Raw genomic sequence first — 26,099 nt, 5'->3', positions numbered from 1 at the left:
CCCATGACGTCGTGCTCCGTGCCCAGCCCGTACCACCCCGTGGCCTCCGAGGGCTCCTCTCAGCCGGATCCCGAGGAGCTGATGAGCCGGGACCAGATCGAGGCGCTGCAGACGGAGCGCCTGAACTGGACCCTGCACTACGCGTACGAGAACGTGCCCGCCTACCAAGAGCTCTTCGACGAGCACGGGGTGCACCCGGACGACTTCCGGGAGCTCGAGGACCTCGCGAAGTTCCCTTACACGGACAAGGAATTCCTGCGCAAGGCCTACCCGTTCAAGTCCTTCGCCACGCCCATGTCCGAGATCCGACGCATCCACGCGTCGTCGGGCACCACCGGGCAGCCCACCGTGGTGGCCTACACGGAGGAGGACCTGCAGACGTGGGGGACCCTCGTGGCACGCTGCTTCCGGCTCTCGGGAATGAAGCCCGGGGACAAGGTGCACAACGCGTACGGCTACGGGCTGTTCACCGGCGGGCTGGGCGCCCACTACGGTGCGGAGCGCCTGGGATGCGCCGTGATCCCGATGTCCGGAGGGCAGACGGAAAAGCAGGTGCAGCTCATCCGAGACTTCGAGCCGCAGGCCATCCTCTCCACCCCCACCTACCTGCTCACCATCGCGGACGGCTTCCGCAAGCTCGGTCTCGACCCGCGCGAGACCTCCCTGCGGCACGCGGTACTCGGGGCGGAGCCGTGGACCGAGGAGATGCGCCACGAGATCGAAAAGACGTTCAACATCTCCGCGTGCGACATCTACGGACTCTCCGAGGTCATGGGCCCCGGCGTGGCCGGCGAGTCCTGCGAGACGAAGGATGGTTCGCACATCTGGGAGGACCACTTCCGCCCGGAGGTCATCGACCCGTTCGACGACACGGTGCTGCCCACCGGGCGCCCCGGCGAGCTCGTGTTCACCGCGCTGACCAAGCAGGCGCTGCCGATCATCCGCTACCGAACCCACGACCTCACCCGCCTGCTGCCGGGCACCGCCCGTCCGGGCCACCGGCGCATGGGCCGCATCACCGGGCGCTCGGACGACATGATCATCCTGCGCGGCGTGAACCTCTTCCCGTCCCAGATCGAGGAGCTCGCGCTGAAGATCCCCGCGCTCTCCCCGCACTTCACGCTGGAGATCACCCGGCCGCACCGCATGGACCAGATGACCATCCACATCGAGCGCCGCGAGGACGCCACCCGCGAGGAGGCGGGGGAGGGTGCTCGTCGGCTGCTGCACGAGATCAAGACGAAGATCGGCTCCAGCGCCACGATCGACATCGCCGAGCCGGACACCCTGGCCCGTTCCTCCGGGAAGCTGCGGCGCGTGTACGACCACCGCGACAAGTGAGTTCCGGCGTTGCCGGGGCCCGCTGTGGCGGTGGAGCCCAGGTGACGAGCCGGTAGCCTGAGGTTCTCCGTTCCCGACAGCCCGACAGAAGGTCGAGGTCCCCGTCCATGTCCCCCGCGAGCACTTCCCCCGCCTCCGACGGCGCCGCGGCGGCCCCCAAGCGGGGCCGTCCCGGGTACGACCGAGAGACCCTGCTGTCCGTGTGCGTGGACGTCTTCAACCGCTACGGCTACGACGCCACCTCCATGGGGACCCTCTCCAAGCACCTGGGGATCTCCAAGTCCGCGATCTACCACCACGTGGAGTCCAAGGAGGCGATTCTCGGCCAGGCACTGGACCGTGCGCTGGACTCGCTGGAGGCGGTCTTCGAGTCCGTCCTGGCCTCGGACCACGGGCCGGTCAACAAGCTCGAGGCGATCCTCGACGGCTCGGTGCGGGTGCTCGTGGACCAGATGCCCTACGTGACCCTGCTGCTGCGGCTGCGTGGGAACTCGGAGGTCGAGGAGGCCGCGCTGCAGCGTCGCCGCACCCTGACCCGCACGGTCGAGGACTTGGTGCGCGAGGCGCAGGAGCTGGGGGAGCTGCGCACGGACATCTCCGGGAAGTCCGCACCGCGTCTGATGCTGGGCATGGTCAACTCGATCGTGGACTGGTACCAGCCCGGCCGCTCGGGCACAGTGGACCAGCTCGCGGCGACCGTGGTGACGATGGTCTTCTCGGGCCTGCGGGCTTAGCCGTCCTCGCGGGTACCCCGAGGATCCGCGGGGATCCGCGCACCCGCTCACGATCGCGGGCGAACGGGCAGGCGCGCCCGAGGATCCCGTGCGACCCGGCAGTCTGGGACCCGCCCGGCGGCACCCGCGTCAGCTGCGGCGCGCGGAGAGGATGCAGAACTCGTTGTCCTCGGGGTCGGCGAGGACGGCGAACGTGGCGTCCTCCGGCTGGCCCACGTCCGCGCGGCGGGCTCCCGCGGCGAGGAAGCGCTCGACGATGGCGTTCCAGTCCTCCGTGACGTGCGGCGCGAAGTCCAGGTGGATCCGGTTCTTGACCGTTTTCGGCTCGGGCACCGGGACGAAGCAGATCCCCGTCTGCACGGCGTCGAACTCCCGACGGTCGTCGATGTCCCCGGTGGGGCTGCTGCGCGGGGCAATCGCCGCCTCGTCGGCGTCCTCGTACACCACCTCCCAGTCGAGCACCTGGGCCCACCAGTGCGCCTGGGCGTGGAGGTCGCGGCAGTCGATCACGGCGGTGTAGAGACGCATGGTGTGCTCCTTGAAGGGTGTGGCGCCAGTCCTGCAGACGGCGGCGGAAGGCGCCGGGGGCCGCCGCAGTCCCGGGAGCACCGGAGCCCCACGACGTCGTGCCACGGGGCTCCGGAGGTTCAGGTCGCCGTCAGACAGCACCGCCGTCAGACCGTGCTGCCGGCACCCCCGAACGGGCGGGGACTCACGCCTCCGGCACCGGCCACCGCTTGGCCACCAGCGTCAGGACGTCGTAGGTGGCCACGATCTCGTCGTTCTGGTTGGTCAGGCGGGCGTCCCACGCGACCTCGCCGTACTCGTCCGTCACGCGCGGGGTGATCTTCTTGGCAGTCAGGGTGACCCGGATGGCGTCATCATACGTCACGGGGGTGATGAACCGCAGGTTCTCCAGCCCGTAGTTGGCGAGAACGGGCCCGGGTGCGGGCTCCACGAACAGCCCTGCGGCCCAGGAGACCAGCAGGTAGCCGTGGGCCACGCGGCGCGGGAAGAACGGGTTGGCCGTGGCGGCCTCCTCGTCCGTGTGCGCGTAGAACGTGTCCCCGGTCTTCTCCGCGAACTCCAGGATGTCCTCGAGCGTCACGGTGCGCAGGTCCGAGACGAACTGGTCGCCGATCCGCAGCGTCTCCAGCGACTTGCGGAACGGGTGCTCGCCGGTGCCGTCCGCCACGTCCTCGCGGGTCACCGTGTTGGCGCTCGCGCCCCAGTGCCACTGGCCGGTGATGCCGGTCAGCAGGTCCGGGGAGCCCTGCACAGCGGTGCGCTGCATGTAGTGCTTGACCGCACGCACGCCGCCCAGCTCCTCGCCGCCGCCTGCGCGGCCGGGGCCGCCGTGGACCAGGTGCGGCACGGGCGAGCCGTGGCCCGTGGAGGTCTTGGCGTCGTCGCGGTCCAGGAAGAGCACGCGCCCGTGGTACGCGCCGATCCCGGAGGCGAACTGTGCCGCGAGCTCGGGGGAGTGGGTGCACACGGTGGCCACCAGGGAGCCGCCACCCATCGCAGCGATCTGCACGGCGTCCGCGACGTCCCCCGAGTAACCGAGCACGGAGGTGACCGGGCCGAACGCCTCGACCTCGTGCACGACGGGGGTGCGTGCGTCGTCGAACGAGAGCACGGTGACGGGGAAGAACGCGCCGTGCTGGGGTACGGAGGAGAGCTCCTCGGGTCCGCCCAGCTCCACGGTGGCACCGGCGTCGACCAGGGTGCGCACGGAGCGCAGCACCTCGAGGTACTGGTCCTCGGACGCGAGCGGGCCCACCGTGGTGGCGGCGTCCCGCGGGTCCCCGACGACGGCGCGCTGGGCCACCCGCTTGCGGATCGCCGTGACCACGGCGGCCTTGACCTGCTCCGGCACGACCACTCGGCGGATCGCGGTGCACTTCTGCCCGGCCTTGGCGGTGATCTCCAGGACCACGGACTTCACGAACGCCTCGAACTCGGGGGAGTCCTCGGTGACGTCCGGGGCCATGACCGCGGCGTTCAGGGAGTCGGTCTCCGCGGTGAAGCGCACACCGTTCTCCGCCACGTTGGTGTGGCCGCGCAGTGAGCGGGCCGTGGCTGCCGACCCCGTGAACGCCACGTGGTCGCGGGCGTCCAGGTGGTCGAGCAGGTCCCCGGCGGAGCCGGAGACCAGCTGCAGGGATCCCTCGGGCAGCAGCCCGGAGTCCAGCATGAGCCGCACGCACGCCTCGGTGACGTAGCCGGTGGGGGTTGCGGGCTTCACGATGGTGGGTACCCCGGCGATGAACGCGGGCGCAAACTTCTCGAGCATGCCCCACACGGGGAAGTTGAACGCGTTGATCTGCACGGCCACGCCAGGCAGGCGGGTGTAGACGTGCTCGCCCAGGAACGAGCCGTCCCGGGAGAGCTGCTCCACGGCGCCGTCCACGATCACGTTGGCATTGGGCAGCTCGCGGCGGCCCTTGGACGAGAACGTGAACAGGGTGCCGATGCCGCCGTCGACGTCGATCAGGTGGTCCTTCGCGGTGGAGCCGGTCGCGTAGGAGAGCTCGTACAGCTGCCCCTTGTGCTCCCCGAGGTGCTGCGCGAGCTGCTTGAGGATCAGCGCGCGGTCGTGGATGCGCAACTGCCCCAGCGAGGCCTGGCCCACGGTGCGGGCGTACTCCACGGCCCCGGCGGTGTCGAGGCCGTCCGTGCTCACGCGGGCCACCAGCTCGCCGGTGGCGGCGTCCTTCACGTCCGTGACCTTCTGCGGGTCGTCCGGGCGCCACCACTGGCCCCTCACGAAGCTGGGCAGGATCTGCGGGGCGCTGGTCTCGGGCGCCTGGGTCTGGGTGCTCACGCTGGGTCCTCCGGGTGTCGAGGCGGTAGCCGAACGATCGGTCAGTATTTGGACCAGGATAACCTAGGTCACACAGAGTCACCATGGCCGTTCGTCCCGCTCCACCGGGCCCGACGGCGCTGCGGCACCTTCCCCGCGCGGGCGCGCGGGCGGCGTCGTGCCACCACCACGAGGAGTGAACATGCACGAGGACCCGACCCCCGCGGACGCACGCGTGGAGAACCGGCGGCGCGCGGCGTCGTCCGACGAGCAGAAGGGCAAGCCCTTCGACGCCCTGAACCTCGAGCTGGGCGAGCTGGACCGCAAGATGGGCGTGGAGGTGGAAGAGCGTTCCGCCGAGCGCCTCGTCGCCACCATGCCCGTGGAGGGCAACCGGCAGTCCCTCGGGCTGCTGCACGGCGGCGCCTCCGTGGCGCTGGGCGAGATGCTCGGATCGTGGGCCGCCGTGATCCACGGCTCCACGATGGGCAAGGTGGCCGTGGGCGTGGACATCAATGCCACCCACCATGCCTCCGCCACGAGCGGCCGGGTGCGCGGCGTGGCCACGGCCATCCGCCTGGGCCGCACCATGACGAGCCACGAGGTGGTCATCACCCACATCGACACCGGCCGCCGGCTGTGCACGGTGCGGATCACCAACTACCTCAAGGACGCCCCCTCGCAGTAGCCGCGGCAGGCGTGCCCCGCGCACGGAAGAACCGCCCCGGCGGCCGCGTCATGGTGCGGTGCCGGGGCGGTTCTGTGTCCGCCAGAGGTCTGAGCAGACCCCTCCATCACCCGCGGATGAGGTGAACGCGGAGGCCGGGTGCCCGGAGTACTTTGGCCTCGGTGACCGTGCACCGGCCTCCGCGAATCTGTGTCAGCGCTGCCGCGCGGGGCGGGTCAGAACTGGGCGCTTTCGGTGGAGCCCTTGAGGGCGATGGTCGAGGAGTTCGGGTTGACCACCTGCGAGACCAGGTCGAAGTAGCCGGTGCCCACCTCGCGCTGGTGCTTGGTGGCGGTGTAGCCGCGCTCCTCGGCGGCGAACTCCCGCTCCTGGAGTTCCACGTAGGCGCTCATCTGGTTGCGGGCGTAGCCGTGTGCCAGGTCGAACATCGAGTAGTTCAGGGCGTGGAAGCCCGCCAGGGTGATGAACTGGAAGCGGAAGCCCATGGCGGCCAGCTCGCGCTGGAACTTGGCGATGGTGTCGTCGTCCAGGTGCTTCTTCCAGTTGAAGGACGGCGAGCAGTTGTACGCCAGCATCTGGTCCGGGAACTCCTCGTGCACGGCCTCCGCGAACTGCTTGGCGAGTTCGAGGTCCGGGGTGCCGGTCTCCATCCAGATGAGGTCGGAGTACGGCGCGTACGCCTTGGCTCGGGCGATGCAGGGCTCGATGCCGTTGCGGACCTTGTAGAAACCCTCCGCGGTGCGCTCGCCGGTGATGAACTCGGCGTCCTGCTCGTCGATGTCCGAGGTGATCAGGGTGGCCGCCTCGGCATCCGTGCGGGCGATGATGATGCTGGGCACGTCCTCCACGTCCGCCGCGAGGCGGGCCGCGTTGAGGGTGCGGATGTGCTGCTGGGTGGGGATCAGCACCTTGCCGCCCAGGTGGCCGCACTTCTTCTCGGAGGCCAGCTGGTCCTCCCAGTGCACGCCCGCCGCACCGGCGTCGATCATGGACTTCATGAGCTCGAACGCGTTGAGCGGTCCGCCGAAGCCGGCCTCCGCGTCCGCGACGATCGGCGCCATCCAGTTCTCCACGGTGTGGACGTCCTCGGCGTGCTCGATCTGGTCCGCACGCTTGAGCGCGTTGTTGATCCGGCGCACCACCTGGGGAACCGAGTTCGCCGGGTAGAGGGACTGGTCCGGGTAGGTCTGGCCCGCCAGGTTGGCGTCACCGGCCACCTGCCAGCCGGAGAGGTAGATGGCCTTCAGGCCCGCCTTGACCTGCTGGACCGCCTGGTTGCCCGTCAGAGCGCCCAGAGCATTGATGTAATCCTCCGAGTTGAGCAGGTACCAGAGGCGCTCCGCCCCGCGGCGGGCGTTGGTGTGCTCTTCTCGAAAGGAGCCCTGCAGACGCAGGACCTCCTCGGGCGCGTAGTCACGGGTCACACCCGCCCAGCGCGGGTTCTCCTCCCAGTCACGGGCCAGTTCAGCGGCGCTGCGGAGGTTGCTGTTCTCGTTGCTCATCTCGGTCTCCTTTGATCGTTCGAGCCGGCGGCCTCGGTGGAAGCTCCGCACGGGTAACTTGATGTGTTCCACTTTTGCCGCGATCTGCACCCTCGCATAGAGGTTTTTCGGATGAAGAATTGAATTTCTTCACGTTTGAGAAAAATCTGCCTAAACTCGGACTATGACCCTGGACACAGGACCCCGCAGGCACCGTCGCACCGTCGACGCCGCTCCCACCCATTCCACGACCGAGCGCACCGCTCCCGCGGGACACGGGAGGGCGGGCACCCGAGGTGGCCGCGCGGCGTCGTCGTCCTCCGAGGTGCCGCCCGAGGAGTCGGGGGACCCGGCGGACCCGATCGTGCTGGGCCGGCGCATCCGCTACCGCCGCAAGCGCCTGCGAATCACGCTGGAGGAATTGGCGCGCACCGCGGGAATGGCGCCGTCCGCGCTGTCACTGATCGAGAACGGCAAGCGCGAGCCCAAGCTCAGCGCGCTGTCCGCGATCGCTGCGGCCCTGGACATGGGGGTGGAGCAGCTGCTGGGCTCCAAGGCGCCCTCTCGGCGCATGGAACTGGAGATCCAGGTGGAGCGGGTCCAGCGCGGGCCCATGTACTCCGCGCTCGGGCTGCCCACGGTGCGGGTGGGGCCGGGGACGAGCACCGAGACCCTCGAGGCGCTCGCCGCACTGCAGCAGCAGCTCGGTCAGCGGCTCGAGGAGCAGGCCGCCACCCCGGAGGAGGCCCGGCGCGCCAACACCCAGCTGCGGGCGCGGATGCAGAGCGTGAACAACTACTTCGAGCGGATCGAGACCATGGCCGCGGAGCTGCTCGCCGCCATCCGGCACACCGGCGGGCCGCTGTCCGAGCACCACATCTCCCGGCTGGTGGAGCACGTGGGCTTCGAGATCCACCAGGTCCCGGACCTGCCGCACTCCACGCGCTCCGTCACGGACCTGCGCAACCGGCGCTTCTACCTGCCCGCCAGCACGGCCGGCGGATCCCCGTGGTCCGTGCTGCTGCAGGCGGTGGGCCACCACCTGCTGGGGCACGGACGGCCCGCAAGCTACGGCGAGTTCCTGGAGCAGCGGGTGGAGACCAACTACTTCGCCGCCGCGCTGATGGTTCCCGAGGCCTCGGCGGTGGACCTCCTGGCCCGGGCCAAGTCCCAACGGGAGCTGTCCGTGGACGACCTCCGGGACGCGTTCGCGGTCTCCCACGAGACGGCCGCGCACCGCATGACCAACCTGATGACCCACCATTTCGAGATCCCCACGCACTTCGAGAAGGTGCACTCCTCCGGGATCATCCACAAGGCCTGGCAGAACGACGGCCTCCAGTTCCCCACCGACCACAGCGGGGCGGTGGAGGGTCAGCGGGCGTGCCGTTTTTTCTCCGCGCGCCAGGCCTTCTCCGGGACCAACCGGCTGCTCTCGCACTTCCAGTACACGGACACCCCGCACGGCACGTTCTGGTGCTCCGCCCGCGTGGAGGGCTCCGAGCACGGCGAGTTCTCAATCTCCTTCGGGGTTCCCTACGAGCACGTCAAGTGGTTCCGGGGCCGGGCCACGAACTACCGGCGCACCTCCACCTGCCCGGACCCGGCGTGCTGCCAGCAGCCCTCGCCCGCGCTCTCGGAGCTGTGGGACGGACAGGCGTGGCCCTCCGCGCGCCCGGCCACCCACATGCTCGCCGCAATGCCCGCCGGCGCGTTCCCCGGGGTGGACGAGACCGAGGTGTACCGCTTCCTGCAGCGCCACGCGCCGGCCGTTGAACTCGATGCGGACCTCGCGTAACGTCCGTCACGTTCCTACTGCTGCGTAGGTTGTCGTTCTCGCGGCGCGGGGCGAGCTTCCGCAGTGCGCCGCCCACCCGACGACGACGCCGCGCGGCCCCCTTGTCCGCGACGAAAGGCCAGTGCCATGTCCATCTCCACGTGCGACCTCTACGACGAGCGCGGCGACGAGCTGCAGTCCGTGACCACCCAGTTCATCTCGGTGGGAGGCGCCCACCAGTTCGCCGGCCCCATCCGCACCGTGCGCTGCTTCGAGTCCAACGTGGACGTCAAGAAGCTCGTGGCCACCCCCGGTGACGGTGCCGTGCTGGTGGTGGACGGGCAGGGCTCCATGAACTGCGCGCTGCTCGGCGACAACGTGGCCCGCACCGCCATGGAGAACGGCTGGGCGGGGCTCGTCATCAACGCCCCGGTGCGCGATCGCGTGGAGCTCGGAACCCTGCAGATCGGCGTGAAGGCCCTGGGCACCAACCCCCGCAAGTCCTCGCCCAACGACTTCGGCGAGACGGACGTGATCCTCAACTTCGGAGGTGTCACCTTCCGTCCGGGCAAGACCCTGTGGGCGGACGAGGACGGGATCCTCGTGGAGCGCTGAGTCCGGCACGGCCCCATGAGGACAGCTCCGTGGCCGCACGGCTGACGCCGGGTGGCCGAACCGCTGGAGGTCCGGTTCACGGCCGGTCGAGCGCACGAGCACCAGAACACACAGGTATCGGACGTGAAGGGCGCGACCCCTCGGGGTCGCGCCCTTCACCGTTGCCCGCACGGCGTCGTGTCAGCTACTTTCCTGCGTGCCTACGTGCTCGGCACGAAGGTGGAACCGTCCCAGGTGTACTCCAGGGTCTTGCCCGTTGGGGCGCCGCCCGGGGCGACCTCCTTGACCAGGATGGTCGGTTCGCCGGAGGCTTCGATCCGCAGCCCGGCCGGATCGGACGGGTACGGCGGGATCAGGTTGGCCTCGGGAATGGTTCCGTTGGACGAGTAGCCCTCGTCGGCGGGGGAAATGACGGTGACGCCGCGGCTGCTGCTCAGGTAGAGGTTCCCGTACCTGTCCACGGGGCTGCTCCCGGCCACGTCCCACACCTGGTCCCCGATCACGGGGGCCGGTCCGAACGAGACCAGGTCCCCGGCGTCCACGTTCACCTCGTAGCGCACGGGCTCGTTCCCCTGATAGACGGCGAAGCTGGGCTGCTTGCCCTGGGGAGCGGTCTCCGGGTGCACGATCCGTTCGTGGGACACGATCTCCATGGGGCCGTAGGCGGGGTGATTCATCTGGAACCGTCCCGTGGCCGTGCAGACCCCCGCACAGGGGTCCTCCACCGCGGGGAGCGTGGAGTGGACGGCGGGTGCTGAACTGGAAGGCTCCGGTGGCGGCGTGGTGGTCTCTGCAGTCGCAGTCGGCTCCGTGGCCGGGGTCTCCGCGCTCTCGTCGGGGGGCGCCGCCTGGGTGCTCGGCGCCGTACTCGGGGTGCTGCTCGCCGCCGGGGCCGTGCTCGCGGCGGGCGACGACGCGGCGTCGGCGGCCTGCGAGGGCTCGGCGCTCTGCGCGCAACCCACGAGCAGCGGGACAGCCAGAACAGCGGCGGTCAGGGTCTTGGTCTTCGTGGAGCACATCTCGTTCACCTCGTCGGTTGGGGGAGATCTCTGAGATCACCAAGGCATCCACCCTCCCCCCCCCATCGCATTTGCGATTGCAACCAGGTGTGATCGAACCGCGACCCCAGTCTTCTGCCGGGCGGTCAGGCCCGCACCAGGATGGCCAGGCACGCACGAGGGCGGCTCCGCCGCAGCGGGGCCGCCCTCGTGGGACCGTGCGGTGGGACCGTGACCTACTTGCGGGCCGCGAACTTCGAGCTATCCCAGGTCCAGTCCACGGTCTCTCCGGTGTCCGCATTGCTGTCGTTCTTGTCCCTGACGTGCTGGACGACCGTCGGCTCACCGGAGGAGGCGATCCTCACGTCCGCGTTCTGGAAGGGGTGCTGCGGGTCCTCGGCTCCCGGCAAGGTGCCGTGGGAGTCGAAGCCCCCGCCTGAGGGGCTGATGACCGTGACGCCCGAGTTGGAGGGGAAGTGCACGTTGCCGTACCTGTCCACGGGGTTCTTCTGGTCCACCTCCCAGAGCTGGTCCCCGATGGCCGGGCCGTTGCCGAAGGTGATCACCGAGGAGCTCTCGGGGAAGGACACGGAGCCCACCGGGTTGCCGTTCTGGTGGACGGCATAGCTGGCCCGCTTGCCCTGCGGTGCGGTGTCCGGGGTGGTGGTCAGCGTGCAGGTCACCACCTCCATGGGCCCGTACTCCGGCGGTCTGCCTGCCCTGCCCGCAGACCGCGAGCAGGGGGGCGCCACAAGGGCAGTGGTCAGGGGCGGCGTTCGGGTGGAACGCATGTCGTTCACTTCTCCTGGACGAACGTGGTGTTCTCCCACGTCCAGTTCACGGTCCTGCCGGTCTCGGTGCCGTCCTTGTCCACGACCTTCTGCACCACCGTGGGCAACCCTGCGGCGTCGAGCTTCAGGCCCGCGTGGGAGAACGGGAACTTCGCGTCCTTGGCCGGAGGCATGGTGCCCTGGGAGTCGAAGCCCATCTCGGTGGGCGTCAGCACGGTCACGCCGGTGTCGTAGGAGATGTAGACGTTGCCGTACCGGTCCACGGGGTGTTCCTTGCCGACCTCCCACGTCTGTCCGGCCAGTGCCTTGCGGTCGGAGAAGTTGACCGCCTTGGTGCCCTCCGGGGAGGCGACGTAGCCCACCGCGTGGCCGTTCTGGTACACGGCGTAGCTCGGGACGCCCTCGGACGGGGCCGCGCCGCCCGAGGTGACGTGGAGGTACGTGACGATCTCGAGATCGCCGTACTTAGGGTGCTCCACCGGGATCCTCGAGGTCTCGGCCTCCGTGCCGGCCAGCGGGTCCGTCACCTCCGGCAGCGTGGTGCCCTCGCCGGCGGCAGCCTGCGTGCTGGCCTCACCGGTGGTCGTGGCCGCCGGGTCCGCGGTGCTCACCGCACTCGAGCCTGTCGCGGGTGCCTGCGAGCTCTGGGCCGATGCGGCCGTGCTCGCCGTCTGCCGCGTCTGTGCCGTCGTCTCGCCGGCCTCGGCAGTCTGGGAGGGCTGAGCGCTCTGTGCGCACCCCACCAGCAGCGGGGCGGCCACGGCCGCGGCGGTCAGGGTCAGGGTCTTCTTGGACTGCATCTCGATCACCTCTCGATGTGGGAGCCGTCTGTGCTCTGCAACACGCCCCACACTTCACGGGAGCCGTTTGCTAGTGCAACCCCCTGTGATCGAATTGTGATGGACGACGGCCCGCCACCCGGGGGTTCTGGGTGGCGGGCCGTCGGGGGAAACCTGTGCCGACCAGCTGTCATGCGGTCAGCGTCGAGCGGCAACTCTATGAATAGTCATAAAAACCCCTTCCGGACTTCTTGCCCAGCTCGCCGCGCTCCACCATGTCCCGCATGAGCTGTGGGGGCGTGAAGCGGGGTCCAAGCTCCTTCTCCAGGTACTCGGCGATGCCCAGGCGGACGTCCAGTCCCACAATGTCCGTGAGCGCCAGCGGACCCACAGGGTGCTTGTAGCCGAGCACCATGGCGTTGTCGATGTCCTCGGCGGAGGCCACACCCTCCTCGACCATGCGAATGGCCTCCAGGCCCAGGGCCACGCCCAGGCGGGACGAGGCGAACCCGGGGGCGTCCTTGACGGTCACGGGGGTCTTGCCGAGCCCCGCGACCCACTGCAGAGTGAGGTCCCGCAGCTCCTGCCCCGTGCGCTCGCCGATCACGATCTCCACGAGCTTGGAGGCGGGCACCGGGTTGAAGAAGTGCATGCCGCAGAAGCGCTCCGGGCGCTGCAGCTGCGCGGCGAGCCCGTCCACGGACAGCGAGGACGTGTTCGTGGCGAGCCAGGCGCCCTCGGACAGGTTCGCCTCGACCTCCCGGAGGGAGGAGACCTTGAGGTCCCAGATCTCCGGGACGGCCTCGACCACCAGCTCGCAGTTCGCAAAGTCCGCGTAGTCCACGCTGACCGCGAAGTTCTCGGCCCACACGTCCAGGTTGCCGTCGATCTTCCCGCGCTCCAGGGACTTGGCGAGGTCCGACTCCACGCGCTCCTTCGCGGCCTCCGCGGCCTGGGCGTCCACCTCCACCACGGTCACGTGCGCGCCGGAGATCAGGAACGCGTGGGCGATTCCCGCGCCCATGCGGCCCCCGCCCAGCACGCCCACGGTGGAGGGGACGGTTGACGTGGTGCTCTCGGTCATTTCTTGTGCTCCTTCTTGCGGTCCAGGAACGCCTGCATGCGGTCGAACTTGGCCTGGGACTCGAACAGGACGGCCTGCGCAAGCTCGTCCACGTGGGGGTGGGCCTCGCGCGGCATGGCGAAGACCCGCTTGGAGATCCGCACGGCCAGCGGATCCTGTGCGGCGATCCGGTCCGCGAGAGCGTCCGCGGCCGCCAGCAGCTCGGAGGGCTCGTGGATCTCCGTGATCAGCCGGGCCTCCAGGGCCTCCTGCGCGGAGAGGATGCGCCCGGCCATCAGGATGTCCTTGGCCAGGGCCTCACCGGCGAGCTCCTTGAGCCGCCACAGCGCACCGGCCGCGGCGATGATGCCGAGCCCGGTCTCGGGCTGGCCCACCTTCAGGCGGGGCGTGCCGATGCGGAAGTCCGCGGCCCACGCGAGCTCCGCGCCACCGCCCAGGGCGTAGCCGTCCAGGGCGGTAACGACGGGCATGGGCAGCTTGGCGATCCGGTCGAAGATCTGCGAGTTCACCCCGCGCAGGGCGTCCTCGCGGCGCCGCTCGCGCAGCTGGGCGATGTCCGCCCCGGAGGCGAAGATCCCCTTGCCCTTCACCTCGGTGCCGCTGAGCACCATGATCTTCGGCTCGCGCTCCAGGTGCCCGCACACCGTGTGCAGCTCGTCCACCATGACCTCGTCGATGGCGTTGCGCACGTCCGGGCGGTCCAGGGCCACGTGCAGCCGGTCCGGGCGCTCGGTGACGCGCAGGGCCGAGAAGTCCGCGGCCCAGGTGGGCGTCCGCCCGTTCTCGGGGAACGACGGCGCGGCGGCGCCGTCCGCGCGCGGGTCGCGGGCGGCGTCGTCGTGGCTGGGGTTCGTGTCCGTCACGGCCGGATCACACCCGCTCCACGAGCAGAGCCGCGCCCTGGCCCACGCCGATGCACATGGTGGCCAGGCCCTTGGCGGTGCGCTCGCGCTCCATACGACCCATCAGCGTGATCACGATGCGCGAGCCGGACGAGCCGAGCGGGTGCCCCAGGGCGATCGCGCCGCCGTCCCGGTTCACGATCTCCGGGTCCAGGCCGAGACGGCGGATGGAGCCGAGGGACTGGGTGGCGAAGGCCTCGTTGATCTCCACCGAACCGAGGTCGCCCACGTTCCACCCGGCCCGCTCCAGCACTTTCTGCGAGGCCGGGACCGGGCCGAGGCCCATGATCTCCGGGGCGAGACCGGCTGAGGCGCCGTCCACCACGCGCGCACGGGCGGTGAGACCGTACTTGGTCACGGCCCGCTCGCTCGCCACGATCACGGCCGAGGCGCCGTCGTTGAGGGAGGAGGAGTTGCCCGCGGTGACCACGGAGCCGCCCGCGACCACCGGGCGCAGCTTGGCGAGCACCTCGGTGGTGGAGCCCTCGCGGGGGCCCTCGTCCGTGTCCACCACGGTGACCGCGCCCTTGCGGCCCTTGACCTCCACAGGGACGATCTCCTTCTCGAAGTGCCCGGCGCGGATCGCTGCCAGCGCCTTCTCGTGGGACTGCGCGGCGAAGGCGTCCGCGTCCTCGCGCGTGATGCCGTCCACGCGCGCGACCTCCTCCGCGGTCTCCGGCATGGAGTAGGTCATCTTGCCGTCCCGGGACAGCGGCCCGTCCAGGAAGGCGGGGTTGGTGAAGCGCCAGCCGATCGAGGTGTCGAACGCGTCCCCGGGCTTGGCGAAGGCGGTGGTCGGCTTGGCCATGACCCACGGCGCGCGGGACATGGACTCCACACCGCCGGCCACCACGATCTCCGCGGCACCGGACTTCACCATCTGGGAGGCGATCGTGATCGCGGACATCCCGGAGGCGCAGAGCCTGTTGACCGTGATGCCGGGAACGGTGTCCGGGTAGCCGTTGAGCAGCCACGCCATGCGGGCCACGTTGCGGTTCTCCTCGCCCGCGCCGTTCGCGTTGCCCAGGATCACCTCGTCCACCAGCGCGGGGTCGATCCCGGCGTCCTCCACCACGGAGCGGATGCACAGGGCGGCCATGTCGTCCGGGCGGACCGAGGACAGCGCGCCGCCGTAGCGGCCCACGGGTGTCCGGGCGCCCCCGACGAGGAAGGCTTGCGGCAGAGAGGACATGGCAACTCCTAGTTGGAAAGGATTACTGACCGATCGTTCACTGCTCAGGTTCCCCGATCGTGTGAGCCACGTCAATCGGTGACGCCCGCTCGGGGGAGACGGGAAGGCCCGGCATCCGTGGGGATGCCGGGCCGGTTCTCGGGTGGCGTCCCGCGGCCCTCCGTCGAGGGCCGCGGGACGGTGGACGCAGGGGCGCGTCAGTGCCGGGGGCGGCGTGCGGAGGTGGTCTCCGGCTCGCCGGCGACGGCGGGGACGCTCTCCCCGGGGTGCGCCTGGACGTACTCCTGGTGCACCTCCGCCACGTGCAGGTCCTTGCCCTGGTCCGACTTCTTCACGAAGCACACCGCGATGAACGACACCAGGGACAGCAGCGAGATGTAGACGCCGATGGTCCACGCCTGGCCGGTGCGGGCGAGCAGCAGCTCGGCGATCATGGGCGCGAACGCACCGCCGATGATCGAGCCCAGCGCGTAGCCGATCGAGACGCCCGAGTAGCGCACGCGGGCCGGGAACATCTCCGCGTACATGGCCGACTGCGGTCCGTAGGACGGGCCCAGGCCGATGGTCAGCACGAAGATCGCCAGGGCGAACAGCGGCAGGGACGCCGTGTTGAGCAGCCACCACATGGGGATGGCCCACACAATGATGATGCCGTAGCCGATCATGAATGTGCGCCTGCGTCCCACCTTGTCCGACATCCAGCCGCCCAGCATGGTGAAGATCAGCCAGCCGATGCCGCCCACCAGGGAGGCGACCAGGGTCTCCGGCCGGGACATGTGCAGGACCTTCGTGCCGTAGGAGGCGAAGAACGCGATCACCAGGTAGCCCGCGGCGTTGTTGCCGGCGAAGATCAGCGCGGCGAGCAGGACCTCGCGGGGGTTCTTGCGGAAGAGCTGGCCGAGGGGCGCGGAGGACTCTTTGGCGCGCTGCTGCATCTCCAGGAACACCGGGGACTCGTCCACCGAGCGGCGGATGAGCCAGCCCACGAAGATCAGCACGATGGAGAACAGGAACGGCACGCGCCAACCCCAGGACTCGAACTGCTGGGGCGTCAGCCCCGTGCTCAGGCCGAACATGAACAGGGTGGCCATGAGCATGCCGATCGGCACGCCGATCTGCGGGTACGCGCCGAAGAGTCCGCGCTTGTTCACGGGGGCGTGCTCCACGGACATCAGGGCCGCGCCGCCCCACTCACCGCCGGCGGAGAAGCCCTGCAGGATGCGCAGCAGCACCAGCAGGATCGGAGCGGCAATGCCGATCTTCTCGTAGGTGGGCAGCAGGCCGATCAACGTGGTGGCCGCGCCCATGCCGAACAGGGTCATCACAAGCGTGACCTTGCGGCCGAAGCGGTCGCCGATGTGCCCCGCCACGATCGCGCCCAGTGGGCGGAACAGGAAGCTGATGCCCAGGGAGGCCCACGAGACAACCTGCGCGAGCTGCGCGTTCTCCGCCCCGAGCGGGTTGAAGAAGTGCGCGGCCAGGATGAACGCGGCGGCCTGGGCATAGATGAAGAAGTCGTACCACTCGATGGTGGTGCCCACGAGCGTGCCCGCGAGGACCTTGCGCTCCTCGCGGCTCATGGTGTGGCCCTGCGCGGGCGCTGTGGTGGTTGATGCCATGGTGGATCTCCAGAATCTTCGGACGGGCGTCCGTGGTGCCAGAGGCAGGGGCCTGAATGCAATAACCGACCGATTGGTCTTGAAACGGCAGTGTACGCATGCGTGTGAGCCCGGTCACGCATGTCGTGTATAAAATCGTATATGTTACGGCGTCGTCGCGAGGCTTCCCTGGCGGCACGTCCCCTCCGCGCACCGGCACGGCCACGCCCGCGACGTCCCGGCAGGGCGGGGTCACCATGCACCGCGGGCCCGGCACTCCGTGGAGGTGCCGGGCCCGCGGAACGGCGCGTGCGGCGTCGTCCTCGGCTCTGGAGGGGGGCTGGTCGTTCAGAAGAGGCGCTGCGAGGCGATCCGCGCGCCCTCCACGAGCGAGCCGAGCTTCGCGAGCGCGATCTGCGGGTGCAGCCGCCCGCCCAACCCGCAGTCCGTGGAGGCGATGACGTTCTCGCGGCCCACCACGGAGGCGTACTGCTCGATGCGCTGCGCCACGAGCTCCGGGTGCTCCACGCCGTTGGTCGAGTGGGAGACCATGCCGGGGTAGACCACCTTGCCCTCGGGCAGCGGGTGCTCTTCCCAGACCTTCCACTCGTGGCCGTGACGGGGGCTGGACGCCTCGAAGCTGTAGCCCTGCGCGTTGATGGTGAGCATGAGGTCCACGAGGTACTTCAGCTCCAGGTCCGTGGTGTGGGGCCCGTGCCACGAGCCCCAGCAGAGGTGGAAGCGGATCTGCTCCTGCGGCAGGTCGCGCAGGGCGTAGTTCAGGGCCTCGACGCGCAGCCGGGTGAAGTCCAGGTAGTCCTCCACCGTGGGCTCCGGGTTGATCTGGTCCCAGGACTCGGCGATCGAGGGGTCGTCGATCTGCACGGTCAGTCCGGCGTCCACGATGGCCTTGTACTCCTCGCGCATCACCTCCGCGCACGCGTAGACCAGTTCCTCGTCCGTGGCGTAGTACTCGTTCTTCACGCGTGCGCAGGAGCCGGGGGACAGCGCGGCGACGAAGCCCTGCGTGGCACCGTTCAGGGCCATCGCGTCCTTCACGCGGCGGATGTCCCCGGCCACCGCCTCCTGGCCCGTGTAGGTCAGCGGGCCCGTGATCTTGGGCTGGGAGACCGTGTTGCGGTGCGCGAGCACGCCCGCTGTGGGGTCCTCGTAGGCGTCCCGGAAGCGCTCCCGGTCGCGGCGGTCGGGGAAGCTCGTGAGCACGATGTGTCCCGGGCTGGAACGGTGCTTCTCCGCGTCGTTCCAGCGGTCCTCGTCCGTGGGGGTCAGCCCGCCCAGGCGGTGGAACGAGTAGTTCCACCAGGCCCCGTAGTCCACGGCGCCGGACGTGGTGTGACCGTACTCGCCGTCGTTGACGATGTCGATGCCGATCTCGCGCTGGGTGCGCACGATCTCCGTCACGCCCTCGTCGAGCGCCTCGCCCAGCTGGGAGAGGTCGATCTCGCCCGCCTGGAAACGGTTGTTGGCCTCCAGCAGCTCGGGCGTGCGGGGCAGGGAGCCCACGTGCGTGGTCTGGAAGCGGTCGGTGTTGTGGGGCATGGGGTGGTGCGTCCTTTCCATCGGTTCTGGCATTAGCACCGGGCGCGCCCCGGTTGCTGCGGCTTCGACGAGCCAGATCTCTCGGCCGCTCTGGATGGTTGCCCCTCCATCCAACAGCACATGGAGGGGGACGGGCGAATCATGGCGTCTATCGTGGGGCGCACGACCCGACGGCGAAGGAGCCAGAGCATGTCCCCAGCACCCCTTGACGGCAAGAAGGCAATCGTGACGGGTGGTGCGAGCGGCATCGGTGCCGCGGCGGTCCGCGCCCTGGCACGCGACGGCGCCCACGTGGTGGTCGCGGACATCGACTCCGCCGCCGCAAAGTGCCTCGCGGGCGAGGTGGCCGGTGAGGCGTGGGTCGTGGACCTCACGGACACCGCCGCGCTCGCCGAGCTCACCCTGGACGTGGACGTGCTCGTCAACAACGCCGGGATCCAGAAGGTGGCGCCCATCCAGGACTTCGACCCCGCAGACTTCCACCGGATCCTCATGCTCATGCTCGAGGCCCCGTTCCTGCTGATTCGCGCAGCCCTGCCGCACATGTACGAGCGGGGCTGGGGGCGGGTGGTCAACGTCTCCTCGGTCCACGGACTGCGCGCGTCCGAATTCAAGTCCGCGTACGTGGCCGCGAAGCACGGCCTGGAGGGGCTCTCCAAGACCGTGGCGCTGGAGGGTGCCGCGCACGGTGTCACGAGCAACTGCGTGAACCCCAGCTACGTGCGCACCCCGCTGGTGGACCGCCAGATCGCGGACCAGGCGGCCGCCCATGGCATCGCGGAGGAGGAGGTCGTGGAGAAGATCATGCTCACCGAGGCCGCGGTCAAGCGGCTCGTGGAGCCCGAGGAGGTGGGCGAGCTGATCGCCTTCCTGGCCGGGCCCTCCGCGGGGATGATGACCGGTGCGTCCTACACGATGGACGGCGGCTGGACGGCTTCCTGAGCGGGTGACGACGCCGTCGCCCACGGCCGTCCGGGACGCAGCGCGGGACGGACTACGACGCCGCACGGCCCGTGCGCAGTGCCGTGCTGAGCCGGTGGGCCTGCTCCAGCAGCGCGGTGCCCAGCTGGTGCTGCCGCGGTGGGCGGAAGCGGGACTCGATCCCCGTGAGGGACAGCGCGTAGCGGGGCTGGCCGGAGGCGTCGAAGACCGCCGCGGCCATGCCCCACGAGCCTTCCACGATCCGCCCCGGGTTCAGGGACCAGCCGTGCTCGCGAACGTGGGACACGAGATGACGGACGTGGGCGTCGTCGTGCTGGGGGCCGAGCTGACTGCGGCGCTCGCGGGTCGCGGCGAGCGCCGCCTCCAGCTGCTCGTCCGGGAGGTGGCCGAGGATTGCCAGACCTGCTGAGGCCACACCCAGGGGCAGTCGCAGGCCCTCGTGCAGGACGTGCGAGCGGACGGGGAACGAGCCCTCGGCGCGTTCGAGGCAGATCACCTCGTCCCCGCGGCGGGCTGAGAAGAACGCGGACTCGCCCGTGGCCTCGGCGAGACGCCGCAGGTGCGGAGTGGCGAGGTCCTGCGCCGGGTAGCGCTGCGCGGCCACCGCCCCCAGGAGGGTCAGCTCGAAGCCGAGCGCCCAGGAGCCGGTCCCGTCCCGGTCGAGCAGTCCCTCGTGGGCCAGCGCGGTGAGCAGGCGGTGGGCGGTGGGGCGGGTGAGTCCCGTGCTGCGGGCGATCTCGGCGGTGCGGGCCGTTCCCGCGGCGGCCACGGCCTGCAGCACCGCGGCGACCCGCCCAACCACCTGGGTGCCCGACGTCGCCGTGGCCCGCGACGAGGTCGACGGCGCCAGTTCCGCCCCGCCCGGCTGCTCCGCCGCTCCCGCCATCGCCGACTCCTCTGCCCGCCAGGTCCCGCTTGTCCACCATGTGGACGATCAACCGCCAGTTTTCCAGAATGTGGCTCGTTCCGCGACGCACCACGGATTTCTTTGACCAGGATGTGAACCCTTCCTAGGGTGAGAGGCAGATCACACGGAACAATCCGGAAAGGGCGGCCATGTCCAAACTCAGGGACGACGTCACCGGCCTGCTGGCCGAGACGCTGCGGGACGGCATGACCCTCGCGGTGGGAGGGTTCGGTCTCTCGGGCATTCCGCGGGACCTCATCGAGGCGGTGCGGGACAGCGGCGTCAAAGGCCTCACCGTGGTCTCCAACAACATGGGTGTGGACGGCAAGGGTCTCGGGCTGCTGCTCGAGAACCGGCAGGTCTCCACGGTGCTCGCCTCCTACGTGGGGGAGAACAGGGAGTTCGCGCGCCAGTTCCTGGAGGGCGAGCTGGAGGTGGAGTTCACTCCGCAGGGCACCCTCGCGGAGCGGCTGCGCGCCGGTGGGGCAGGGATCCCCGCGTTCTACACGGCCACCGGGGTGGGCACCCCCGTGGCGGAGGGCAAGCCCACCGCCGAGTTCGACGGGCGCACCTACGTGCAGGAGCGCGGGATCGTGGCGGACGTGGCGCTCGTGCACGCCTGGCGTGGGGACACGGACGGCAACCTGGTCTACCGGCGCACCTCCCGCAACTTCAACCCGGTGTGCGCGGCCTCCGGGAGAGTCACGTTCGCGGAGGTCGAGGAGGTGCTGGCTCCCGGCGAGCTGGACCCGGACCACATCGTGACCCCCGGCGTGTACGTGCAGCACGTGGTGCGGTACTCCGGGGCGCCCAAGGAGATCGAGCAGCGCACCACGCGGCCAAGGCCCGCGGGCGACGTCGTGCCCTCGGTGAAGGATCCGCGCTCGCCAGGCGGCGGGACAGAAGGGCGGCCCACCGCGGGCCGACGCACGGAAGGGGACGCGGCATGAGCTGGACGCGCGACGAGATGGCGGCCATCGCGGCGTCGGAACTGGCCGACGGCGACTACGTGAACCTGGGCATCGGCATCCCCACCCTGGTGGCGAACAACCTGCCGCCCGGGGTGAGCGTGGTGCTGCAGTCCGAGAACGGTGTGCTGGGCATGGGCCCGTTCCCGTACGAGGGGGACGAGGACCCGGACCTCATCAACGCGGGCAAGCAGACCATCACCCTGCAGCCGGGGGCGGCGATCTTCGACTCCGCCACGTCCTTCGGGATGATCCGCGGCGGGCACGTGAAGATGGCGATCCTGGGCGCCATGCAGGTCTCCGAGACGGGAGACCTGGCGAACTGGATGATTCCCGGCAAGATGGTCAAGGGCATGGGCGGCGCCATGGACCTCGTGGCCGGGACGCCGCGCGTGCTGGTGCTCACCGAGCACGTGGCCAAGGACGGCTCCGCGAAGCTCAAGCACGAGTGCGACCTCCCGCTCACCGGTGTGGGCGTGGTGGACCGCATCATCACGGACCTGTGCGTGTTCGACGTCGAGGACGCCGGACTCGTGCTGCGCACCCTGGCCCCAGGGGTGAGCGAAGCAGAAGTGGCCGAGAAGACCGAAGCGAACTACCGGGTGGATCTGGTGGACGTCACCCCCGATTCCGTACCCGTTCAGGAGGAACAGTGACCGAGAACGCCAACGACATCGTGATCGTCAACGGGGCCCGCACCCCGCAGGGAAAGCTGCTCGGGGCGCTCGCGTCCCAGAGCGCCGTCGACCTGGGAGCCCACGCCATCAAGCACGCGCTGCAGCGCGCCGGGGTGGCACCGGAGGACGTGGACTACGTCTACATGGGCAACGTGGTGCAGGCGGGCAACGGGCAGAACCCGGCGAAGCAGGCCGCCGTGGCCGCCGGGCTGCCCATGAGCGTGCCCGCCATGAGCCTCAACAAGGTGTGCCTCTCCGGGCTGGTGGCCGTCACGGAGGCTGCCCGGATGATTCGCGCGGGCGAGGCGGACGTGGTGGTGGCCGGTGGCATGGAGTCCATGACCAACGCGCCGCACCTGGCTCTGGGTGCCCGCAAGGGCACGTCCTACGGGGACATGACCCTCGCCGATTCCCTGGCCCACGACGGCCTGGTGGACTCCGCGCTGGGCGTGGCCATGGGTGAGCTGACGGAGACGGGCAACACGGAACGGCACATCGGGCGCCAGGAGCAGGACGAGGTGGCGGCGCGCAGCCACCAGCTCGCGGGCAAGGCCCAGCAGGACGGCGTGTTCGCGGAGGAGATCGCACCCATCGAGATCCCCCAGCGCAAGGGTGACCCCGTGACCGTCGCGGAGGACCAGGGCGTCCGTCCCGATTCCACGGCGGAGGGGCTCGGCAAGCTGCGCCCCGCGTTCACCAAGGACGGCACGATCACCGCGGGCAACTCGTCCCCCATCTCCGACGGCGCCGCGGCAGTGGTACTGACCACCCGCGGCTACGCGCAGGAGCACGGCCTGGAGTGGCTCGCCGTGGTGGGCAGTCCGGGCCAGGTGGCCGGCCCGGACACGTCCCTGCACTCCCAGCCCTCGCACGCGATCGAGCACGCGCTGTCCCGCTCCGGGTGGGACGTCTCCGAGCTGGACTTCATCGAGATCAACGAGGCCTTCGCGGCGGTGTCCGTGCAGTCCGTGAAGGACCTCGGCGTGGACATGGAGAAGGTCAACATCCACGGCGGAGCGATCGCCTTGGGCCACCCCATCGGTGCCTCCGGGGCACGGCTCGCGCTGCACGCGGCCATGGAGCTCGCCCGCCGCGGCTCCGGCAAGGCTGCCGTCTCGCTGTGCGGCGGCGGCGGCCAGGGCGAGGCCCTGCTGCTGAGCCGCTGAGCCACCCAGCAAGCACCAGCACGCCGTGACGAGGGGAGCCGGTTCGCCGGCTCCCCTCGTCGTACCCGAAGACTTCCCTCTCCGGCCGACACCCCGTGGCCGGGCATCCTTCATCCGCCATCCCTCGTCAATGAAGAAGAGGTCCCCGCCATGAACGCTCCGCAACGGTCCACGACGCCCACCGCGTCACCCGAACCCCCTCTCGCCCGGGCCATGAAGCCCGTGAACTACGTGGTGGAGCGGTTCATTCCCTCCGCGCTGATCTTCGCGATCGTCCTGACACTGGTGGTTGCGGTCATGGCGCTGATCCTGACGGACTCCGGTCCCGTGACCGTCATCAAGGGGTGGGGGACGGGGCTCTCGGGGCTGCTGGAGTTCATGACCCAGATGGCCCTGGTGCTGCTGCTGGGCCATGCACTCGCGAGCACCCGTCCGGTGCGGGCGCTCCTTGCGCGGCTCGCCAGCATTCCGCGCTCGCCGCTCGCGGCCTATGTGTTCGTGTTCGTGATCGCGGCGGTGGCGTCACTGATCACATGGGGCTTCGGCCTGGTGGTCGGCGGTCTGCTCGCGCGCGAGGTCGCCGCCGAGTTCTCGCGCCGCGGCAGGCCGGTGAGCTTCCCCATGCTCGTGGCCTCCGGCTTCTCCGGCTTCGTGGTGTGGCACATGGGCTACTCGGGCTCGGGGCCGCTGACCGCGGCAACTCCCGGCTCGTTCATCGAGAAGCAGGTGGGCCACGTCATCCCCATCTCGCAGACCACGTTCTCGTGGTGGAACATCACGGCTACGGTGGCCACCGTGGTGCTCGTCGCCTTCGCCCTGTGGCTCGTGGCGCCTCGGGCCGTGCCCGCGAGTCACGCGGTGACCGCAGACGCGCTCGCCGAGTCCGACCAGCGCATTGCCACCCCCGAGGTGGAAGTGCCCGCCGACCGCCTCGACGCCTCACGCATCCCCACCCTGCTCGTGGGCCTCGCCCTGGTGGCCTACCTGGTCATCCACTTCACCGGCGGCGGCACCGTGACCCTGAACATTGTGAACTGGATGTTCCTGGCGCTGATCTTCCTGCTCTCCCGCAACGCGTTCGAGGTCATGGCGCTCGTCAAGAACGCTGCATCCAACGTGGGAGACATCCTGCTGCAGTTCCCGCTCTACGCCGGGATCATGGGAATCATGACGGCCAGTGGGCTCATCCAGGTCCTCTCGGACTCCATCGTGGCGGTCGCCTCCCCCCAGACCCTCGGCTTCCTGGCCTTTCTCTCCGCGGGCCTCGTGAACTTCTTCGTCCCCTCCGGCGGCGGCCAGGTGGCCATCCAGGCGCCCATCCTCCTCGACGCCGCCGCCCGCCTGGGCGTGGACCCCTCCGTGATCATCATGTCCGTGGCGTACGGCGACCAGTGGACCAACATGATCCAGCCCTTCTGGGCCCTGCCCCTGCTGGCGATCGCCGGGCTGAAGATCCGGGACATCCTCGGCTACACCACCGTGGTGCTGGTGGTCTCCGGGGTGGTCTTCGGGGCGACCATGCTGATCGTGGGCGCGGGGGTCTGACGACGACGCCGCACGGTCCCGTGCCGCGCGTGGGCGGCGGGGAGCGACGTCGTCCGCGGTCTCACCGGACCATGCGGACCTCGCGCAGGTCCTCCAGCCCGGGATCGGTCAACGAGGCGCTGTCCGCCCGGAACCCGTTGCGCTCGTAGAAGCGGATGGCGCGTGGATTGGCCTCCGCGACCCACAGCTGCGCGGGCTCCCCGCCGAGAACGGCGTCGAGCAGGGCCTGTCCCGCGCCCGTGCCGTGGTGCTCGCGGAGCACATAGAGCAGGTGCAGGGCGTGCTCGCGGGCGGGGTCGTCTTCGCGGGGCTGCCCAGTGCCCGCGAAACCGATGATCGCCTCGCCCACCACGGCCACCCTAACCCGTACACGGCGGGACGGTTCTGCGAGCATCCGGGTCCACGTCTCCTCCCGACGGCGCAAGGCGTCGTCGTCGAAGAACCGCTCCGGCACGAGCCCGGTGTACGTTTCCCGCCACGACTGCGTGTGCACTCTCGCGATCCCCGGGGCGTCTTCGGGGACGGGTGTACGCACGGTGAAGGGGGTGCCGGTGGTCATGCAGACATTCTGGCCGCCGCCCGCACCGGCTGACACCCCCGGACGGCGGACCCGGCGGTGGAGAGGAGCGCGCACGCGTTCCCACCACCTGCAACAACGGAGCAAGTGCAGTTCCGGGGTCGCAGTTCTGCGTTTGCTCCGTAGTTGCAGGGGCGCCCCGTCTGGACCGGCGGCTTCAGCGAGAGCGGTGGCCCCGGCAGGCTCACTGAAGCCCCCTCCCGCCTCCTGCATTAACAGAGCAAGTGCGGTTTTGCGGCCGCAATTCGGCATCTGCTCAGTTGTTGCAGGGGTGCGGGCGGTGGAGGGGGGCGACGACGGCGCTACGCCAGGATCGCGCGCACGCCCGCCTCGAACTCGGCGGCCATCGTGGCGGTGGGGAGGTCCATCGACTCGCGGGTCTGCTGCGCGGTCACGGATCCCAGGGTGAAGCGGACCAGGGTGAGCGCGGCCGTCTCGGCCGGGGCGGGGTCCATGCCCGCGCGGGTCAGCGCCGCGGTGAGCAGGGGTGTGGGCTGCATGCCCGAGGGATTTAGCGCGTGAGCCACGCTCACCACGTCCGCGCCGTCTCGCACGGCGAGCACCGCGGAACGGAACCGGGCGATGAGGAGGGTGGCGTCGTCGTCGGCGACTGCCGGGGAAGTGCCCGCGGGAGAGGCTCCTGTGGTGGGAGCGCCTGTGGAGGAGGTGCTCAGCGGGGCGACCATGCGCTGCGCGAGGACTGCCAGCAGCTCCTGCTTGTTCGCCACGTGCCAGTACAGCGCGCCGGGCTGCACGCCCAGCTCGCGGGCGAGGCGGCGCATCGAGAGGTCCCCTAGCCCGTAGGTCTGCAGGATGTGCCACGCGGCCTCCACCACCTGGTCGCGGTCCAGTGCCACGGCGTCCCTCCCTGCTCTCGTGCCCGAGTACGGGCCCCGCGGAAACTCTACCGAGCGGGCGGGGTGGCCCGCGCTGGCGGGGGTGGGGCGCGACGTCGTCGTGGCCCGGACGGC

At 70.1% G+C, this 26,099-nt stretch carries 25 protein-coding genes and 1 riboswitch; of the genes, 11 read left to right on the top strand and 14 right to left on the bottom strand.

The window, feature by feature from the left end; all coding sequences use genetic code 11:
* Positions 1-3: 3 nt before the first annotated feature.
* Together FS770_RS12020 and FS770_RS12015 are read left to right on the top strand one after the other, a co-directional pair.
* Positions 4-1,341, top strand: coding sequence for a phenylacetate--CoA ligase family protein (locus tag FS770_RS12020; RefSeq protein WP_145012138.1), 1,338 nt, complete (start codon positions 4-6; stop codon positions 1,339-1,341).
* 107 nt (positions 1,342-1,448) lie between these two features.
* Positions 1,449-2,075: a TetR/AcrR family transcriptional regulator gene (locus FS770_RS12015; RefSeq protein ID WP_144941226.1), complete on the top strand. Its 627-nt coding sequence runs from the start codon at positions 1,449-1,451 to the stop codon at positions 2,073-2,075.
* Between the two features lie 129 nt (positions 2,076-2,204).
* Here FS770_RS12015 and FS770_RS12010 read toward each other — a convergent pair whose 3' ends face one another.
* Together FS770_RS12010 and paaZ are read right to left on the bottom strand one after the other, a co-directional pair.
* Positions 2,205-2,603: a VOC family protein gene (locus FS770_RS12010; RefSeq protein ID WP_144941224.1), complete on the bottom strand. Its 399-nt coding sequence runs from the start codon at positions 2,601-2,603 to the stop codon at positions 2,205-2,207.
* A gap of 184 nt (positions 2,604-2,787) precedes the next feature.
* Complete coding sequence (gene paaZ / locus FS770_RS12005) at positions 2,788-4,902, bottom strand: phenylacetic acid degradation bifunctional protein PaaZ (protein WP_145012135.1); 2,115 nt, start codon at positions 4,900-4,902, stop codon at positions 2,788-2,790.
* 181 nt (positions 4,903-5,083) lie between these two features.
* Between paaZ and FS770_RS12000 the strand changes: the two genes are divergently transcribed.
* On the top strand, positions 5,084-5,569 hold the full coding sequence (locus FS770_RS12000; RefSeq protein WP_222126518.1) for a hotdog fold thioesterase: 486 nt from the start codon (positions 5,084-5,086) through the stop codon (positions 5,567-5,569).
* Between the two features lie 215 nt (positions 5,570-5,784).
* Here FS770_RS12000 and aceA read toward each other — a convergent pair whose 3' ends face one another.
* On the bottom strand, positions 5,785-7,071 hold the full coding sequence (aceA, locus tag FS770_RS11995) for an isocitrate lyase (protein WP_012397296.1): 1,287 nt from the start codon (positions 7,069-7,071) through the stop codon (positions 5,785-5,787).
* A 304-nt stretch (positions 7,072-7,375) separates the two neighbouring features.
* On the opposite strand from aceA, the gene FS770_RS11990 reads away from it, so the two are divergent.
* The gene (locus FS770_RS11990; RefSeq protein ID WP_145012188.1) at positions 7,376-8,848 is read left to right on the top strand and encodes a helix-turn-helix domain-containing protein; all 1,473 of its coding nucleotides are present in this window, start codon (positions 7,376-7,378) and stop codon (positions 8,846-8,848) included.
* A 126-nt stretch (positions 8,849-8,974) separates the two neighbouring features.
* The gene (rraA, locus tag FS770_RS11985; protein ID WP_145012132.1) at positions 8,975-9,442 is read left to right on the top strand and encodes a ribonuclease E activity regulator RraA; all 468 of its coding nucleotides are present in this window, start codon (positions 8,975-8,977) and stop codon (positions 9,440-9,442) included.
* A 200-nt stretch (positions 9,443-9,642) separates the two neighbouring features.
* Here rraA and FS770_RS14150 read toward each other — a convergent pair whose 3' ends face one another.
* Complete coding sequence (locus tag FS770_RS14150) at positions 9,643-10,119, bottom strand: hypothetical protein (RefSeq protein WP_145012129.1); 477 nt, start codon at positions 10,117-10,119, stop codon at positions 9,643-9,645.
* A 13-nt stretch (positions 10,120-10,132) separates the two neighbouring features.
* On the opposite strand from FS770_RS14150, the gene FS770_RS14145 reads away from it, so the two are divergent.
* Positions 10,133-10,495, top strand: coding sequence for a hypothetical protein (locus FS770_RS14145; RefSeq protein WP_244944912.1), 363 nt, complete (start codon positions 10,133-10,135; stop codon positions 10,493-10,495).
* A 181-nt stretch (positions 10,496-10,676) separates the two neighbouring features.
* Here FS770_RS14145 and FS770_RS11970 read toward each other — a convergent pair whose 3' ends face one another.
* The 7 genes from FS770_RS11970 to FS770_RS11940 all read right to left on the bottom strand — a co-directional run bounded on the left by FS770_RS11970 (position 10,677) and on the right by FS770_RS11940 (position 18,346).
* Complete coding sequence (locus FS770_RS11970) at positions 10,677-11,132, bottom strand: hypothetical protein (protein WP_145012126.1); 456 nt, start codon at positions 11,130-11,132, stop codon at positions 10,677-10,679.
* A 104-nt stretch (positions 11,133-11,236) separates the two neighbouring features.
* The gene (locus FS770_RS11965) at positions 11,237-12,031 is read right to left on the bottom strand and encodes a hypothetical protein (RefSeq protein ID WP_145012123.1); all 795 of its coding nucleotides are present in this window, start codon (positions 12,029-12,031) and stop codon (positions 11,237-11,239) included.
* A 196-nt stretch (positions 12,032-12,227) separates the two neighbouring features.
* A complete protein-coding gene (locus tag FS770_RS11960) occupies positions 12,228-13,094 on the bottom strand; it encodes a 3-hydroxyacyl-CoA dehydrogenase family protein (RefSeq protein WP_145012120.1) in 867 nt (288 codons plus the stop codon).
* Complete coding sequence (locus tag FS770_RS11955; protein ID WP_232300279.1) at positions 13,091-13,957, bottom strand: enoyl-CoA hydratase/isomerase family protein; 867 nt, start codon at positions 13,955-13,957, stop codon at positions 13,091-13,093. The genes FS770_RS11960 and FS770_RS11955 overlap by 4 nt, the downstream gene beginning before the upstream one ends.
* Positions 13,958-13,964: 7 nt before the next feature.
* Positions 13,965-15,188 (bottom strand): thiolase family protein, encoded by a 1,224-nt coding sequence (locus FS770_RS11950; protein ID WP_126874227.1) that lies wholly within the window; start codon positions 15,186-15,188, stop codon positions 13,965-13,967.
* 197 nt (positions 15,189-15,385) lie between these two features.
* Entirely contained in the window at positions 15,386-16,807 is a 1,422-nt protein-coding gene (locus FS770_RS11945; RefSeq protein WP_145012117.1) for an MFS transporter, read from the bottom strand.
* A 327-nt stretch (positions 16,808-17,134) separates the two neighbouring features.
* The gene (locus tag FS770_RS11940; RefSeq protein ID WP_145012114.1) at positions 17,135-18,346 is read right to left on the bottom strand and encodes a cobalamin-independent methionine synthase II family protein; all 1,212 of its coding nucleotides are present in this window, start codon (positions 18,344-18,346) and stop codon (positions 17,135-17,137) included.
* A gap of 14 nt (positions 18,347-18,360) precedes the next feature.
* A riboswitch (SAM riboswitch) is annotated at positions 18,361-18,447 on the bottom strand.
* Positions 18,448-18,535: 88 nt separating this feature from the next.
* Here FS770_RS11940 and FS770_RS11935 point away from each other — a divergent pair.
* Positions 18,536-19,288 carry a 3-hydroxybutyrate dehydrogenase gene (locus tag FS770_RS11935; protein ID WP_145012111.1) on the top strand — a complete coding sequence of 251 codons (753 nt, stop codon included), beginning with the start codon at positions 18,536-18,538 and terminating at the stop codon, positions 19,286-19,288.
* A gap of 52 nt (positions 19,289-19,340) precedes the next feature.
* Here the strand turns inward: FS770_RS11935 and FS770_RS11930 are convergent, their stop codons facing one another.
* Positions 19,341-20,174, bottom strand: coding sequence for an IclR family transcriptional regulator (locus tag FS770_RS11930; RefSeq protein WP_145012109.1), 834 nt, complete (start codon positions 20,172-20,174; stop codon positions 19,341-19,343).
* Between the two features lie 170 nt (positions 20,175-20,344).
* Here FS770_RS11930 and FS770_RS11925 point away from each other — a divergent pair, with 170 nt between their 5' ends.
* From FS770_RS11925 to FS770_RS11910, 4 genes are all read left to right on the top strand, one after another.
* On the top strand, positions 20,345-21,145 hold the full coding sequence (locus tag FS770_RS11925; RefSeq protein WP_222126517.1) for a CoA transferase subunit A: 801 nt from the start codon (positions 20,345-20,347) through the stop codon (positions 21,143-21,145).
* Positions 21,142-21,819: a CoA transferase subunit B gene (locus tag FS770_RS11920; RefSeq protein ID WP_055084258.1), complete on the top strand. Its 678-nt coding sequence runs from the start codon at positions 21,142-21,144 to the stop codon at positions 21,817-21,819. The genes FS770_RS11925 and FS770_RS11920 overlap by 4 nt, the downstream gene beginning before the upstream one ends.
* On the top strand, positions 21,816-23,006 hold the full coding sequence (locus FS770_RS11915) for an acetyl-CoA C-acetyltransferase (RefSeq protein ID WP_145012107.1): 1,191 nt from the start codon (positions 21,816-21,818) through the stop codon (positions 23,004-23,006). Before FS770_RS11920 ends, FS770_RS11915 begins: the two co-directional genes overlap by 4 nt.
* Before the next feature lie 150 nt (positions 23,007-23,156).
* Positions 23,157-24,551: a short-chain fatty acid transporter gene (locus tag FS770_RS11910; protein ID WP_145012105.1), complete on the top strand. Its 1,395-nt coding sequence runs from the start codon at positions 23,157-23,159 to the stop codon at positions 24,549-24,551.
* A 61-nt stretch (positions 24,552-24,612) separates the two neighbouring features.
* Here the strand turns inward: FS770_RS11910 and FS770_RS11905 are convergent, their stop codons facing one another.
* Both FS770_RS11905 and FS770_RS11900 read right to left on the bottom strand, forming a co-directional pair.
* Positions 24,613-25,110 (bottom strand): GNAT family N-acetyltransferase, encoded by a 498-nt coding sequence (locus FS770_RS11905; RefSeq protein ID WP_145012103.1) that lies wholly within the window; start codon positions 25,108-25,110, stop codon positions 24,613-24,615.
* A gap of 320 nt (positions 25,111-25,430) precedes the next feature.
* A complete protein-coding gene (locus FS770_RS11900; protein WP_145012102.1) occupies positions 25,431-25,985 on the bottom strand; it encodes a TetR family transcriptional regulator in 555 nt (184 codons plus the stop codon).
* Positions 25,986-26,099: the final 114 nt, after the last annotated feature.

It is taken from the genome of Kocuria salsicia, from assembly GCF_007681555.1.
In the GTDB taxonomy this organism is placed as follows: Bacteria; Actinomycetota; Actinomycetes; order Actinomycetales; family Micrococcaceae; genus Kocuria; species Kocuria salsicia.
This window is presented reverse-complemented; position numbering and strand designations above follow the sequence as displayed.

Excerpts from the sequence above, each read along its gene's own strand:
- FS770_RS12020 (WP_145012138.1), top strand. The coding sequence starts at position 4 with ATGACGTCGTGCTCCGTGCCCAGCCCGTACCACCCCGTGGCCTCCGAG.
- FS770_RS12015 (WP_144941226.1), top strand. The coding sequence starts at position 1,449 with ATGTCCCCCGCGAGCACTTCCCCCGCCTCCGACGGCGCCGCGGCGGCC.
- FS770_RS12010 (WP_144941224.1), bottom strand. The coding sequence starts at position 2,603 with ATGCGTCTCTACACCGCCGTGATCGACTGCCGCGACCTCCACGCCCAG.
- FS770_RS12000 (WP_222126518.1), top strand. The coding sequence starts at position 5,084 with ATGCACGAGGACCCGACCCCCGCGGACGCACGCGTGGAGAACCGGCGG.
- aceA (WP_012397296.1), bottom strand. The coding sequence starts at position 7,071 with ATGAGCAACGAGAACAGCAACCTCCGCAGCGCCGCTGAACTGGCCCGT.
- rraA (WP_145012132.1), top strand. The coding sequence starts at position 8,975 with ATGTCCATCTCCACGTGCGACCTCTACGACGAGCGCGGCGACGAGCTG.
- FS770_RS14150 (WP_145012129.1), bottom strand. The coding sequence starts at position 10,119 with ATGAATCACCCCGCCTACGGCCCCATGGAGATCGTGTCCCACGAACGG.
- FS770_RS11970 (WP_145012126.1), bottom strand. The coding sequence starts at position 11,132 with ATGGAGGTGGTGACCTGCACGCTGACCACCACCCCGGACACCGCACCG.
- FS770_RS11965 (WP_145012123.1), bottom strand. The coding sequence starts at position 12,031 with ATGCAGTCCAAGAAGACCCTGACCCTGACCGCCGCGGCCGTGGCCGCC.
- FS770_RS11960 (WP_145012120.1), bottom strand. The coding sequence starts at position 13,094 with ATGACCGAGAGCACCACGTCAACCGTCCCCTCCACCGTGGGCGTGCTG.
- FS770_RS11950 (WP_126874227.1), bottom strand. The coding sequence starts at position 15,188 with ATGTCCTCTCTGCCGCAAGCCTTCCTCGTCGGGGGCGCCCGGACACCC.
- FS770_RS11945 (WP_145012117.1), bottom strand. The coding sequence starts at position 16,807 with ATGGCATCAACCACCACAGCGCCCGCGCAGGGCCACACCATGAGCCGC.
- FS770_RS11940 (WP_145012114.1), bottom strand. The coding sequence starts at position 18,346 with ATGCCCCACAACACCGACCGCTTCCAGACCACGCACGTGGGCTCCCTG.
- FS770_RS11935 (WP_145012111.1), top strand. The coding sequence starts at position 18,536 with ATGTCCCCAGCACCCCTTGACGGCAAGAAGGCAATCGTGACGGGTGGT.
- FS770_RS11930 (WP_145012109.1), bottom strand. The coding sequence starts at position 20,174 with ATGGCGGGAGCGGCGGAGCAGCCGGGCGGGGCGGAACTGGCGCCGTCG.
- FS770_RS11925 (WP_222126517.1), top strand. The coding sequence starts at position 20,345 with ATGTCCAAACTCAGGGACGACGTCACCGGCCTGCTGGCCGAGACGCTG.
- FS770_RS11920 (WP_055084258.1), top strand. The coding sequence starts at position 21,142 with ATGAGCTGGACGCGCGACGAGATGGCGGCCATCGCGGCGTCGGAACTG.
- FS770_RS11910 (WP_145012105.1), top strand. The coding sequence starts at position 23,157 with ATGAACGCTCCGCAACGGTCCACGACGCCCACCGCGTCACCCGAACCC.
- FS770_RS11905 (WP_145012103.1), bottom strand. The coding sequence starts at position 25,110 with ATGACCACCGGCACCCCCTTCACCGTGCGTACACCCGTCCCCGAAGAC.